Source organism: Shewanella sp. MF05960 (assembly GCF_050849305.1).
Classification (GTDB): Bacteria; Pseudomonadota; Gammaproteobacteria; order Enterobacterales; family Shewanellaceae; genus Shewanella.
This window is the reverse complement of the sequence record NZ_JBOZPS010000006.1, coordinates 153449-166315: the sequence shown is the minus strand read 5'-3', so window position 1 is coordinate 166315 and position 12867 is coordinate 153449. Positions and strand designations below refer to the sequence as shown.

Here is a 12867-nt window from a genome sequence, read left to right as displayed (position 1 = left end):
TGGGTTTCATAAAGCGTATTTAGTTAACTGAAGTAAATTTTTTGAATGTAGTAGGAGAGCGAATGACTTATCAAACGCAATCAATGGCACTGACTGTTCCTAGAGGCAGTAGTAGTTTAGAAGCGTATATCCAGTCTGTGACCAGCATTAATATGTTGGACGCGGATACCGAGTACGATATTGCCAAGCGTTTACAAGAAACAGGCGATCTACAGGCTGCAAAGCAATTAATTATGTCGCACCTTCGTTTCGTGGTTCACGTTGCTAAAGGTTACTCAGGTTATGGTTTACCTCAGGCTGACCTCATTCAAGAAGGCAACATTGGTTTGATGAAAGCGGTAAAACGCTTTGATCCAGACGTTGGTGTTCGTTTAGTCTCATTTGCAGTGCATTGGATTAAAGCCGAAATTCATGAATACGTCCTTAAAAACTGGCGTATCGTAAAAGTTGCGACCACTAAAGCTCAGCGTAAGCTGTTCTTTAATATTCGTAAATCTAAAAAACGTTTAGGTTGGTTCAGCGACGCTGAAGTCACTATGGTGGCAGAAAATCTGGGTGTGTCGAAAGCTGATGTGACTGAAATGGAGTCACGTATGGCCGCGCAAGATCCTGCGTTTGATCTTGCCAACGACAGCGATGATGATAACCACGATTTTGCTCCTGCATTGTATTTAGAAGATCATTCTTCAGATTTAGCCGAACAGGTTGAAAACGACAATTGGGAAGCCGATTCGCAAGCGCGTTTATTATCAGCAATCAAAACCTTAGATGACCGCAGCCAGCATATTCTTCGCGCTCGTTGGTTAGATGATAATAAAACCACGCTACAAGAGCTTGCTTCAGCTTACCAAGTGTCAGCAGAACGTATCAGGCAGTTAGAAAAAAATGCCATGAACAAGCTTAAAGCGTGTATGGAATAAGCTTTACTCCTTACACTTTTTAAACTAAAAAACCTGCCGCGGCAGGTTTTTTGTTTTTAGCATTTAAGTTATTTAAGCATTAATGTCTCTTCACACCACCGACTGTTGAATGGCAGCAATAATCAATTTTCTGGGCGCTTTAATGCCGCTCGATATGACCTGTTTAGGCCAGCCAAAATACTGTCTTGGACGCATAAAGCGCGCTAGCTTTTGCTCTATTAACTCACTCAGTTGTGCATTGACTTGCTCTGTATCGTGTTCATCGACATAGTCGATAATCGCTGCAGGTAAGTAGCCAAAAATGGGGTCTGGCATAGCAAATACAATCGCTTGAGCCACGTTGGGGTGTGTCATTAACACCGCTTCAATTTGTTCTGGATGAACATTTTCACCGCCACAAATAAACATATTGTCTATTCTTCCTGAAATCATCAACTGGCCTTTATCATTAAGCTGACCTTTATCTTGAGTACAAAACCAACCTTGGTGGTCAACTGGAAGTGAAATACCTTGGGGGGTTAAATACCCTAAAAATAAGCATTCTCCTTTAACCCAAATAATCCCGTCGACTAGCTTGAGCTGCCGAGCCGGCAAAGGGCGGCCATGATGACCAGCGAGATTGGCTTTTGCCGTAGTGATTTGCGAGCTCATCTCTGTCATGCCATAACTGGTGTAAGCTTTGATATTGTGCGCGTTGAGGGTGCTAATGAGTTGCGGTTCTATCATGCCACCGCCTAATAATAAGGCTTTTACATGGGTTAAAACCTGGGGCTGCTGCGCTAATATTTGTAATGCCTGAGTTGGCACTAACGACACATGGGTAATATCGCTTTGTTGCAGTTGTTCGGCTAATGACATAGCTGAGTTGCGAAGTGCTATGCAGGCACCGGCTAGGGTGCATCGATGCAATATCGCTAAGCCGCCAATATGAAACAATGGTAAAGACAATAACCAGCTATCATTCATTTTTAGTGGAATATAGCTAGCCGAGCCTTGTGCGCTGGTCATATGGTTCAGTAAGCAATGTACAGCGGCTTTAGGTGTGCCGCTTGAGCCTGATGTCAGGATGATATTAGAGGCAATGTGAGGTGATATTTTAACGGTAGTTGGCGATGGATTGGTTTGTATACACAGTGATACGTTTAACCAATGGGCGACCTTGATGTCTATTTGTCTACTGGGGCTGTCTGTCCATAGCCATTGTATTTGATAAGTATCAATTAGCTGAGTAATTTGTTGGTTAGATAGCCGAGGTGATAAAGGTAAAAATACCCAGCCAGCATCAATACAAGCCCAGTACAGACAAATCATCTCTAAATTGTTTTGTGATAAGCACGCCACAATATCGCCACGCCCAATATGTTGTGCCTGCAATGATTGCGTTAAATTACTCACCATTGCGCTTAAGGTGGCATAAGTATAAGTGTCATGGCCATCTTCAATTGCGATGGCATTTGGTGTCTTTAGCGCGGTTTGATGCAGTGGCGATATCATCATTATGAATCAACTGCCTCGTTTGATTCACCAGCATGATGGATTAGCTGCAAAGCGTTAATATTAAGCTGCTGAGCTATTGCTGGTGCAAGTAATAATGACTGACTAAATGCGTTTAAGGTGTCTAACCCGGGTGTTTCGTTGGGGGTTAACGCCTGGCTTACGAGGCGTAAGTCATTAATGCCAATATCGGACTCTAAGCTCGAACTTATAATGCAGCGCACGCCATAACTATGGGCGGTGTCTATTATGTTTTGTAATTTAGCTATTGAGCCGAGTAACATAGGTTTGATAATAAGCGCGCCAATACCAGGTTGTTGTTTTATCGCATTAACAACATCAAACGTGGATGAGTTAAGCGATTCATCCAGGGCGTAGCTAACGCCAAGGTGCCGAAAAACATGTGGGTTGTCAGCTGGATTGATGCAGGGCTCTTCAATGTATTCTATTTTATCTTTGGGCAAACAAGCTAAAAAGTCGATGGCTTGTTCGAGGCTAAAACCGCGATTACCATCTAGGCGCAAACTGACCTGTGGCGCGATCTCTAACACTCGATAAATAAAGGCGATTTCATCCTCCATCGTTGTTTGTGCCACTTTGACTTTAACGCTATTTACGGTGCCATTTTGCAGCAGTTTGGCTTGCAGTTGTTGTTCAGTCATACCGGCATAAACCAGCGGAACCGTGGCCGATTGAGTGTGTGGGTTGTCAATTCTACAAGGCAGTTGTTGCGTTATTTTAGCATGCAATAAACTCAGTCCAAACGCGCAACACGGCAATAATGCATTATCTACTAAGGTCATTATGGCATTGGCAGATTGGTCAATCAGTTGATTTGCGCATTGCGATAAATACGACATCACATCGTCAATAGACTCTTGGCTAAAGCCTTCAATAGGCAAGCCTTCAGTATCAATTCCCGACAGCGGTGCTATTTCAACCCAGGCTTGTTGTGTGTGGTGTTGCTCATTGGTCAAGTTTACGACTAACACCACACCTTTACGGTGATCAATGCGTTGCTTCGCCACAGGTAAGGTTGGGTTGAGTGCAATATGATATCGATATAATGAAGCACTGCTAATGGTCGGCGCGTCGACAACTTGCATAGCAACTCCTAAGCAGAGGTGATGGGATTAAGTAAAGCCAATAAAGTGTCACTGAATAACCTTGGATGTAGGCTATGAATATTGTGTCCGGCCGCCGCTAAAGGCTGCAGTATTAATTTGGCGTTACGGTACTGAGCTTGCCAGTCTTTAGCCACTTGCGCAAACTTACTGTCGTCTTCACCATAAAGGTAAAAACAGGGGCAAGAGAGTTGGTTTAGCACCGCTCTACAGTCTTGCTGCAGGCTGAGAGAAGTGGCGAGATAGCAATTATTAAGGCGTTGCGGATTATTGTTATTGCGCAGTGCAATTAATTGTTGTTTGTGTATTTTGCTCAGGTCATTAAATACAGTTTGTTGGTACCACAGTGACAAAAAGGCGGTTATCGTTAACTGCTGTAACTTTTTGGCCCACAGCAAATCGCTTTTAGCTCGTGCGTCGCGCTGTATATCGTCAATTAACCCTGGGTGAGCCGACTCTAAGGTTAAACTGAGTAGTGCGTTAGGAAAGTCTTGAGCAATATGTAAGGCAATTCTGCCGCCCAATGAGTAGCCCAATAAGTGGAACTGGTTTATTCCAAGTTCACTGACTTTGGCGACAATATGCGCAGCTACTTGACTAAACCCTGGAGATGCTAATGCCAATGTATTTGCACCATGGCCGGGTAAATCGATGCAAATACAATGAAAGTGTTGGCTTAAACTTGGCATTAAAGTAGACCAGTCGTCTTTACTGCCCAAAAAGCCATGCAACATGACTAAAGCAGGTAAGCTCGGGTGGCCAAAACGACGGATGATGACCATTAGTGCTGTTTCACCCATTGGTTAATTTGTGCAATTTGATCGCTGGCTTGATTGGGCGCAACATTAACTTCAATCACTGATGCACAGTTAAATTCAAAGGCCTCTTGATACGCTTGCTTAAACGATTCAATGTCATCTACCTGGCGATATGCCAAGCCAAACATTGCCGCACCATAACCAAACTCTAAACCATGGCTTAAGCGATAAAAATCATTACGTAAGCTTTCATCGGGTACTGGCAATAAGTTAAAAATATTGCCGCCATCATTATTAATAATCACTAGCACAAACGCGCGGGTCATTTGTTTTAGCAATGCCATCGAGTTGAAGTCATGCAAGCAAGATAAGTCACCAATGAGTAAGGTTGTGGGGGCTTTTTTGTCTGCTGCGACACCGCATGCAGTGGCAATAAGGCCGTCAATGCCAGATGCGCCACGGTTAGTGTAAATTGCGGGGGTATTGGTGGCTATTGGGGCATACATATCATAAAGGCGTATGGGTAAGCTATTGCCAATAAATAAGATGTGTTCATCAGTTTGATTCGCTGCAACGGTACGTATGACTTGTGCTTCGCCAAAACTCGTATTATCAATTTGTTGCTTAAGTACCGACTCTAACGATTCATTATAGGGTAATAGTTGCAGTGCCCAATTCGCATCTGAAGATCGTGGCCAAGGTAACTGACACACCGCTTGCACACTGGCTTGCCATATGTGTTTATTTTGATGTGTTGGGTCTAAGCGATCGCTATGATTTATTATTTGCCAGTAGCTGTGCCAGGCCTGTTGAGCCAAATATTGAATAAGACGTTTGGAGACAAAACGTCCACCAAACACTAATACGCGTTCTGCCTGTTCAAGCAGTTTACTGGCTTTCGCATTAAGCAATAATTGGTCTGTATGACCAATGACCCCCGGGTGTTGGCGTAATTGTGATTGCGCGTCGACTAATACCGGCCAGCCGAGTTTTTGTGCTAATGCCACAATTAAGTGTGGATTATCAGCGGGTGACAATGTCCCGACGACAATCACGCCTTTGCCGTGCACAAAGCGCATTAAGGTATCTGTAGAGGGCAATTCAGCACTGTTTAATCCAGCATACCGAGTCAGCGGTTTGTTATTGTCAAACCATGTATTGAGTGGCGCTAGATAAGTGGTAGTCGTCACACTTGCTGTTTTTTTTACATGGGCTAATGTGACCAGTTCAGCAGGGTATAACGGTTCACGATACATACAGTTGATATGCACGGGTTGGTGTTGGTTAGTGACTGCATGGTCAATGGCACTTAATAGTGCATTAGCCGGATAGCCAATATCTGGTGTCGGTAAATTTAATTGCTTGGCATAGCCGGCAAAAATAGCAGGTTGGATAATGGCTTGATTGGCACCGCAATCAATTAATTCACTTGGGCGATCACCTGACAATACAATTAATGGCACATGAGTAAGCCATGCCTCAACAATCGCTGGATATAAGTTTGCTACCGCAGTACCCGACGTGGTGATAATGGCAACAGGAGCGTTACTGGCCTTAGCAAGGCCAAGCGCCATAAAGCCTAAACCTCGTTCATCAAAATGAATGTGGCGAGTGATTTGAGTTTGGCTAGCAGCAGCTAATGTCAACGGCGTTGAACGAGAACCCGGCGCCATGCACACATGTTTAACGCCTAAACGCGCAAGTTCCTCGAGGATCAATTGTCCCCATAATAAATTCATATCTGCGCTAGTCTGTTGTTGCATATTGGCTCATGTAGAAGATAAATAACGAATATTAGTGTAACGCCAAGTGTGCGTGATATCTAAGGTTTAACGCAGACTTTTTAAAGCCGACGCATAAATAACCTCAACTCGGAATAATAAACGCCTTTCAAGCAGTCCTTTGCCCTGCTAACTGCGTTGAATCGACTTGCAATAGGCTAGCTATTGACGTGTCAATTCGCTTTGTTAGCATAAAAAATGACAATCTTGCAAAGTGGCAGTGGTTAAGGTGTTGTTTTAAATGGTATAAGTTCATTCCCTATCCCAGGTTCAGGTTAAATAATAAAGCGCCAATAGCAATAATCATTCACTGCATTAGCAATTGTTTTATTTATGTTATGCTAAAGTTGTAAAAGTGATTTATATACTTATCCGTTAATGTAAGGACCTAAACATATGCCATCAGCTGCACTATTAAAAAGAGTCGATGAATTACCGCGTTTACCCAAAGCTGTTAGTGAGTTACTTGATGCCGTTAATAATGAAAATACCTCTATAAAAAGCATTTCTGCTAAGGTTGCGCAGGACCCATTAATTAGCGCAAGAGTGTTACGTCTTGCCAACTCGGCGCATTTTGGGCGCAGTCGAGAAGTGGGCTCTATTGAAGATGCCGTGGTCCGTTTGGGAACGCAAACATTACGCACCTTAGTGATTGCTTCGGCTGTGGTAGGCGCGATACCCAATCCTGACGGTATTGATTTAGCGGAGTTTTGGGGCGAGACTTTTGAGATAGCGTTATATTCTCAAGCACTTGCTAAAGTGTGTGGCGTGGCATCCGATGAAGCATTTACCTGCGCTATTTTACATAACATTGGTGATTTATTAATTGCGGTTGTTGAGCCTACTGTAGCGGCGCAAATTCGTGCGGCCGTGGCAGAGGGGGCTGATAAGCAGCAACTTGAATTAAGTTTATTAGGGTTCGATTCACCATCTGTTGGTGCATTATTAGCCTCAAACTGGAAATTTGCCCCCACGTTAGTTCATGGTATTGAGTTTCAACGAGCGCCGCTGAAAGCCAAGCCTGCTTCAAAATTGGCTTCGGTGATTTATTTGTCACACGCTGTATTTTCTCATTGGGATGATCAGCGAGACGATGAGTCATTTACCGCATGGTTAGCGGATATTGCTAATCATAAAGCCGGCATTATCAAAATGGATATGTCAGGTTTGGGCGAGAAATTTATTGCTTTACATGGCAAAGGATTAGAAATAGGTAAACAGCTCGCATAATTGATTTATGTACGGACAAGTGTTCAGCCATAAGCTCTGTTTTTATAGAGCTTTTTTATGCCTGGTTATTAATCCATTCACTTAATACAACATGAGTTTTAATTTTAACAATATCGGCTTGGGCATCAATAAACTCTCGGATTTCATGCAGACGTTGCATCGAGTTAGCATGCACATAAACCAGTAAGTCCATGTCGCCAGTGATCCCCTGGCAAGTAATGACTTCAGGAATAGTGGTAAAAATATGGATCACCTCAGCGCAACGTGCACAGCGGTGTTGAATTTCAAAGTAAGCAGACACACCTTGCTTTTGAGATTCGCTGAGTAAAACCTGATACCCACGAATAACACCACTTTGTTCTAATTTTTTAATTCGCTCCGTCACTGCACTGCGTGACAAATTCACTTGTTCGGCAATAAACGAAATACTCTGTCGAGCATTGAGGCGTAATGCGCTTATAATCGCGTTATCAAATTTATCCAATGCAGTATTCCTGAGTTGTCATTAATATCTGTTCTCCGTCATATTGACGGCGTAAGAAGTTAATTCCGTCATTTTGTCGGTTTTAACAAGCAGCTTGCGCTGATGAACCCGCAGAATGTTGAGTCGATGCCACTTATAATAATGCAATATATCACAGCAAGAATAACATTATGAATCAAATAACAGGAACGATAGGTCGCTGGCAAGGTGCTGGGTTAATGGCCACCACATTGCTGGGTACAGGGGTATTTATTTTACCGCAAATGACCATTGCGGTAGCAGACTCAGGGGCATTGCTTGCCTGGTTAATACTCACGTTAGCCATTATTCCAGTTGCGCTAGTATTTGGTTTATTGGCCAGCCGCTTTCCTCATGCCGCAGGGCCTGCCTATTTTGTTGAAAAAGCATTTGGCCGCACAGCAGGAAGAACCATAGGATTACTCTTTTTATTAGTGATCCCTATAGGTGCTCCAGCAGCCATTTTAATGACCTTTCAGTTTATGAATGCCTTAATACCACTTCACGGTGGCTGGCAGCTGGTAGCAGAATTAATTGTGGTTTTAATGCTATTAGGCTTGAATATTCGCGGCATTCAAGTGTCGGCTAAACTGCAATTTGCGCTTACTTTAGCCATAGTGACGGTGGTGGCGTTATTGTTTGGCGCCAGTGGACTTAACTCTGAGCAGCTTGAATCGTTTAACCAAACCAGTCATCCGCAAATGAGTACGGTTATGATTGCCATGGGTATCGGTTTTTGGAGCTTTTTAGGTATTGAGGCTATGACTCATTTAGCCAGTGATTTTCGCCGACCTGATAAAGACATGCTCCCAGCGATTTTAATGGGTACGGTCCTTGTTGGAGTGATTTACCTCGCCTGCACGTTTTTACTGTTAATGGTGCCAACAGATAAAACAGGCCTTGCCATGATAAGTGCGTTTGATTATTTGCTCAGTGACAGTTTTTTACAGGGTTATGGTGCACAAGCTATTGGTATATTAGGTATTGCCAGTGGTTTAGCGACCGTGAACGTATATTCAGCAAGCGCTGCTCGTTTATTGTGGAGCTTTAGTAAAGAAGGTATCTTGCCCCGATACTTTGTGAAGTTAAACCAACATGGTGTGCCGTTTAGGGCTTTATTTGGCATCCTCGGCAGCATGGCGGTGGTGATTGTACTGACGTTTTATTCAGGCCAAGATTTAGAAAAGCTGATTGCCTGGAGTAACGGCGTTTTTGTGGTGATTTATTTACTGGCGATGTTATCTGCCGCTAAATTACTCAGTAAACGCTATTGGCCTTTAGTGGCAGCAGGTTGCGTGTTTTGTATTGGGATTGGCATCGCACTAGCAGACAATATGATTTATGTGTTGGTGTTGGTCATGGTGATTGCCCCTTTTATGTGGTGGCAAAAGAATCACTTACAACGCAAGCAATTACCTGCTAGTTAACCTAGATTTACTCAGGTAGATTGTTGAATAGCAATATTACGCATTTGAATTAATTCGCTGTGCTTGAGATATAATAGATCAGCAGTACGGCGAATGATTTGATCTTCGAACTGAGATAATTCACCATCGGCATAGGCTAAGCGCCACATAGACAATAATAAATGCTGTTTATCTTCAATGCTAAATTGCGCATTAATTTCAGACGTAAATTCAAATAGCGAAATGGCATCGTGACGGGCTTGTTTGGCCTCATCGGTTAAGGCTTTGGCTTGTTCGGAGTTAATGCCTAAAGTATTGATGAGCATCTCTGGCAGTAAAGCCGCTTCAGCATCAGCCAGTTTTTCATCAGCATAAACCACTTCTAACAGTAACGTCGCGGCGGCTAAATTGAGGTGCTGGGCCTTTTCTTCAGGGCTACTTTCTTGAGTGTGTGATTGAATAAACTGTTTTAGTTTGGCGATCATATTGGCTCCACAACTGAGGTTTTATCAATTTTATGCTAGCAAAAATGATAATCCCAAGCGAATGGCTTGGGATTAATTAATGTTAACCAAATTTAAAAGGTGCTCATTTAAAGTAATGAACCCAAGCCTTTCGTTAACAAACCTACCGTGCCTTCACTACCGCTTTGCTCTAGATAGTTTTTAGCAATATCAACCATAGGGACGATGTACTCTTTTGAAATGCCTAGCTTTTCAAATGCATCGTATACCATGGCAGTGCCTTGCAATGATGAACCTAAATCGCCAGCTTTAGATAATAAACCCGACATACCGCTGTCTGATGACATTGATGGTACAGCAGCCAGTAAACCGTCTGCGTTAGGAATGCTACTAGTCAATTGGCTAAAATCGTTACCGCCTAAGTTGGTTTGCGCCAAGCTCAACAATGAACCTAATCCACCTTCAGCTTGGTTTTGGCTTAAACCAAGCTGAGACATCACATTACCCACTAATTCAGTGGATTGTGCCGTCGTCGCTGTTTCTGCTGCAGCCGTTGCTGTAGCTGGGGTTTCTACAACTTTTTTAGCGGCTTCAGATGCTTTGTCTAACCAACCCGCAGATGCAGGTGATGAGAATGCTAAGACAGTAAATAGTACCGGTAATGCGGATGCTAATTTCATAATGCGTGTCCTGTTTAATGATATAAATGGCCAAACTAGGGCGCTATTTTACCCTGATTTGACTAAATGCGACAGGAGATTGGTTTTTTAGCGATTTCAATTGTGCAAATTGAGGCTTTTTTGGGTATCCTAAGCGCCATATTTATTGTTAATCGATTATTGGAATTTACATGTCATTGTTTGCTATTTTGACTGAAGCATTAAACTTTTTTCGAAACCATATCCGTCAGCTGGCAGCACTGACTTTGCCGCTGCTATTAATTCAAGTTGCTATCCAGCTTTGGCTTGGTAATGAAATGTTAACGGCCGACCCAGAAAATCCACAATTTGGCGCATCACATGCAGCGGTTATGATGGTGCTATTGTTAGTATTTTCAGTACTGATTGCTGCTTTAACATTATTTTTAGAGCTGCGCTCACAAGGCCATGAGTTATCGTCTGGACAAATATTAAAAGCCAGTTTACCGTTTGTACCACCGCTGTTACTTGCGGGCGTATTTTCTGGTTTAGCGATTTTAGCGCCTGTAATGATTTTTGCCGCGTTTGGTCCATTATGGTTAATTGGTTTGGTGGTGAGTTTGTATTTGTTTGCCCGTCTAGCCTATGTCAACTTTATGGTCGTGGTTGAGCGTTTAACGCCACTTGAAGCGATTAAAAAGAGCTTTAGCTTTAGCGCAGGTTCAGTAGCATTTAAAACCATTGCAGTATTAATGCTATATGTTCCATTATCGTTATTTGCTGGCGTGTTTACCCAAATGGCAACACAAGTAGGATTCCCACTACAGTTAGTCGTCGAAACCTTATTTGCGTTTTTAGGCTTATTTGTCAATATTGCCTTATTTAGATTGTATATGGTGAATCGCCAACCAATCGATTTGGAAAAGTAACTGATTAATACAAGGAGAGACCATTGTTAAATGATAGCGCGTTTATTGATGGTTTCTCTGAAAACTTAACTGAAGATTATCGGCTAGCCAAAAGTTATGTCCGCGATATTCCCACCCAAGCGCTGGTGTATATTCGCAGTTTTACCCATAAGCTCACCCGTCAATTAGCTACGCCTCATGGGCTCACATTCACCAGTCCTAATTTATACGACCGTATTGAGCAATTACACCAAGCCAGACTGATTGATCCGCCAGCCGTGCGAGCATTACATCGTTTACGTAGCGACGGTAATCGCGGTGCGCATCCCGAAAAATACCATTTAACCCAAACGCAACTGGTCTCGATTGCAGAAAAATCGATTGAGCATATTTTGCATTTAGTGGCCAAACTCTATCCTGTCGTGCATCAACACGTTGCCCCCACTTATACCTTTGAGCCTTTTGATTCGTTTGCGGGGCGAGATCTGTGTTATCGCGCAGTGATGAATAACGATGCTGAAGCACAGTATTTAGTGGGCATGTCATTAAAAGCTAAAGGCTTAATGCTACAAGAACAAGAGCAAGCATTAGCACAAGCCGCGACAGATGAGTCAACACAAAACAAGCAGCCTACCAAGGGTGAAAACAACACCGCGGCAGAGGCATTTGCTCAAGCAGGTTATTGGTTTGCTTTGTCTTCGCTTCAACATAAAGCGGCAGTATTTGAGCATGGCGTGAGTTTATTACACGGCTATACCGGTGAGGAAAATAAGAATAAGGGTGAGCAGTTAATCGCTCAGGCCGCAGACAATGGCATTATCGAAGCACAAGCATTACAAGGCTTTTTCTACCTTGTGGGTAGCCATCAATTTAGTATTGATTTACCTCAAGCAGAGCGCTTGTTAACCCTTGCTGCTAATGCCGAAAATGCAGAGGCGATGTCAAATCTTGGGGTGTTGTATTATCAAACAAAGCAGTTTGAAAATGCTTTTTTGTGGATTAATAAAGCAGCGCAAGCAGGTTACCCCAATGCCCAGTATCATTTGGCGCTAATGTTAGCAGAGGGCTTGGGTTGTTCATCGGACTTAGCAGCCAGCGAGCAATGGATGGCAGAGGCGGCAGATCAAGGCCAAATTGATGCTATGTTGCATTGTGGTAGTCACATTTTACATGACGACAATGCCAGCCAAACACAACGAGTTAAGGCTGAAGGCTATCTGCACCAGGCGGTAAAATATGGTCACAATGTGAGTGCCATGATAGAGCTAAGTGTGGCATTAGCCGACGGTATTTTGGGGCGTATTGATGTGGTACAAGCCGCGTATTTACTTACCTTAGCCAAGACTCACGGCAATGACGAACACCTAGAGGTTATTGAACCATTATGGCAATCGTTGGCGATGCAAATCGACAGTGTTATTGAGCTTAATCCGAGTGAAGATGAAATGATTGCTTTGCAACAAGCGAAGTTGTTGCTGGAGCCACTTTCAACGAGTTAAAAGGGAATTTTGTGATCATGAAAAGCACCGACCCCCGTGAAAGCGTTTTGTTGGTTGTATCGATAGCCGCTGTCACGGTTTTTTAGCCCCGTAACAACCATGGCTCTGCAGCCGTATCCGCTCAAAAAGCAAAGCCTCTGACT

At 43.2% G+C, this 12867-nt stretch carries 12 protein-coding genes; 5 read left to right on the top strand and 7 right to left on the bottom strand.

The genetic code is table 11. The annotated features are described in order from the left end of the window. Positions 1 to 62 precede the first annotated feature (62 nt). Positions 63 to 920, top strand: a complete 858-nt coding sequence (gene rpoH / locus ACROAE_RS08165; protein WP_432400596.1) for an RNA polymerase sigma factor RpoH — start codon at positions 63 to 65, stop codon at positions 918 to 920. A 90-nt stretch (positions 921 to 1010) separates the two neighbouring features. Here the strand turns inward: rpoH and menE are convergent, their stop codons facing one another. Genes menE through menD form a run of 4 tightly spaced genes read right to left on the bottom strand, consistent with a single transcriptional unit; the run spans position 1011 to position 6059 of the window. Then, entirely contained in the window at positions 1011 to 2417 is a 1407-nt protein-coding gene (gene menE / locus ACROAE_RS08160) for an o-succinylbenzoate--CoA ligase (RefSeq protein WP_432400594.1), read from the bottom strand. After that, positions 2417 to 3520 (bottom strand): o-succinylbenzoate synthase, encoded by a 1104-nt coding sequence (gene menC / locus ACROAE_RS08155; protein WP_432400592.1) that lies wholly within the window; start codon positions 3518 to 3520, stop codon positions 2417 to 2419. Before menC ends, menE begins: the two co-directional genes overlap by 1 nt. Positions 3521 to 3528: 8 nt before the next feature. Further along, entirely contained in the window at positions 3529 to 4320 is a 792-nt protein-coding gene (menH, locus tag ACROAE_RS08150; RefSeq protein ID WP_432400590.1) for a 2-succinyl-6-hydroxy-2,4-cyclohexadiene-1-carboxylate synthase, read from the bottom strand. Next, positions 4320 to 6059 carry a 2-succinyl-5-enolpyruvyl-6-hydroxy-3-cyclohexene-1-carboxylic-acid synthase gene (menD, locus tag ACROAE_RS08145; protein WP_432400588.1) on the bottom strand — a complete coding sequence of 580 codons (1740 nt, stop codon included), beginning with the start codon at positions 6057 to 6059 and terminating at the stop codon, positions 4320 to 4322. The genes menH and menD overlap by 1 nt, the downstream gene beginning before the upstream one ends. 414 nt (positions 6060 to 6473) lie before the next feature. On the opposite strand from menD, the gene ACROAE_RS08140 reads away from it, so the two are divergent. Then, on the top strand, positions 6474 to 7307 hold the full coding sequence (locus ACROAE_RS08140; protein WP_432400586.1) for an HDOD domain-containing protein: 834 nt from the start codon (positions 6474 to 6476) through the stop codon (positions 7305 to 7307). 55 nt (positions 7308 to 7362) lie between these two features. Here the strand turns inward: ACROAE_RS08140 and ACROAE_RS08135 are convergent, their stop codons facing one another. After that, positions 7363 to 7791: an Lrp/AsnC family transcriptional regulator gene (locus tag ACROAE_RS08135; protein ID WP_432400584.1), complete on the bottom strand. Its 429-nt coding sequence runs from the start codon at positions 7789 to 7791 to the stop codon at positions 7363 to 7365. Positions 7792 to 7961: 170 nt separating this feature from the next. On the opposite strand from ACROAE_RS08135, the gene yjeH reads away from it, so the two are divergent. Continuing rightward, entirely contained in the window at positions 7962 to 9236 is a 1275-nt protein-coding gene (gene yjeH / locus ACROAE_RS08130) for an L-methionine/branched-chain amino acid transporter (RefSeq protein ID WP_432400582.1), read from the top strand. 11 nt (positions 9237 to 9247) lie between these two features. Here the strand turns inward: yjeH and ACROAE_RS08125 are convergent, their stop codons facing one another. Together ACROAE_RS08125 and ACROAE_RS08120 are read right to left on the bottom strand one after the other, a co-directional pair. Further along, positions 9248 to 9700: a TerB family tellurite resistance protein gene (locus ACROAE_RS08125; protein WP_432400580.1), complete on the bottom strand. Its 453-nt coding sequence runs from the start codon at positions 9698 to 9700 to the stop codon at positions 9248 to 9250. Positions 9701 to 9807: 107 nt separating this feature from the next. Then, a complete protein-coding gene (locus ACROAE_RS08120) occupies positions 9808 to 10359 on the bottom strand; it encodes a DUF2780 domain-containing protein (RefSeq protein ID WP_432400578.1) in 552 nt (183 codons plus the stop codon). Between the two features lie 170 nt (positions 10360 to 10529). Between ACROAE_RS08120 and ACROAE_RS08115 the strand changes: the two genes are divergently transcribed. Together ACROAE_RS08115 and ACROAE_RS08110 are read left to right on the top strand one after the other, a co-directional pair. Further along, entirely contained in the window at positions 10530 to 11246 is a 717-nt protein-coding gene (locus ACROAE_RS08115) for a hypothetical protein (RefSeq protein WP_432400576.1), read from the top strand. Between the two features lie 23 nt (positions 11247 to 11269). Beyond that, entirely contained in the window at positions 11270 to 12724 is a 1455-nt protein-coding gene (locus ACROAE_RS08110; protein WP_432400574.1) for a DUF4145 domain-containing protein, read from the top strand. The last annotated feature ends 143 nt before the right edge of the window (positions 12725 to 12867 follow it).